Source organism: Micromonospora sp. NPDC048935 (assembly GCF_043197875.1).
GTDB lineage: Bacteria > Actinomycetota > Actinomycetes > Mycobacteriales > Micromonosporaceae > Micromonospora.
This window is the reverse complement of record NZ_JBICTZ010000035.1, coordinates 1-1,031: the sequence shown is the minus strand read 5'-3', so window position 1 is coordinate 1,031 and position 1,031 is coordinate 1. Positions and strand designations below refer to the sequence as shown.

The following is a 1,031-nucleotide window of genomic DNA, read 5'->3' as shown; positions in this document are numbered from 1 at the left end:
CGCGACAACCGCGCCAAATCCCGCTGCGACAACCCCCGCGTCATCCCCGACACCTCACCCCACAACCCCCACGCCACCGACACCCCCGACAAACCCGCCGCCCGACGCGCCCGCACCACCGCATCCAACCCCGCATTCGCCGCCGCATACGCACCCTGACCCGCCGTCCCCAACACCCCCGCCACCGACGAGAACACCACAAACGCCGACAACCCCCGATCCCGCGTCAACTCATCCAACACCTGCGCACCCACCACCTTCGGCCCCCACACCGACGCCAACCGCTCCGCCGACAACCCCTGCACCACACCGTCATCCAAAACCCCCGCCGCATGCACCACACCCGACACCCCAAACCGCGACAACAACTCACCCACCACCACCCGATCCGTCACATCACCCGCCACCACCACCACCCGATCCGCACCCAACTCCCCCACCAACTCCGCCACCCCACCAGCCACCACACCCCCACGCGACACCAACACCACCCGCGACACCCCACACGACACCACCAAATGCCGCGCCACCACCACACCCAACGCACCCGTCCCACCACTAACCAACACACAATCCCCCCACACCGAACCACCCACCGCCTCGCCCCCGCCCTGCCGCACAGCCCTCAACCGCGGCACACACACCCGCCCACCACGCACCCAAAACTCCGACTCACCCAACGACACCAAACCACCCACCAACGAACCCACATCCACCCCACCATCACCCTCACCCTCATCCACACCCACATCCACCAAAACAAACCGACCCGGATGCTCCGACACCGCCGACCGCACCAAACCCGCCACCGCACCCTGACCCGCCACCACATCCGCACCCCGCGTCACCACCACCAACCGCGAACCCACAAACCGCGAATCACCCAACCACTCCCCCAACACCCCCAACACACCCACCACATCCGCACCCCACACCACCACCACATCCGGCACCACACCCCCCACCACCGGCCACACACCCACCGACACACCACCCACCACCGGCACACCCACCACCACCGGCACCACCTC

Annotated in this window: 1 protein-coding gene; it reads right to left on the bottom strand. The window is 67.7% G+C overall.

Annotated elements, in window-relative coordinates:
- A partial coding sequence (locus ACGFIW_RS33745) for a beta-ketoacyl reductase (RefSeq protein WP_393324616.1) occupies positions 1-1,031 on the bottom strand: 1,031 nt, incomplete at both ends.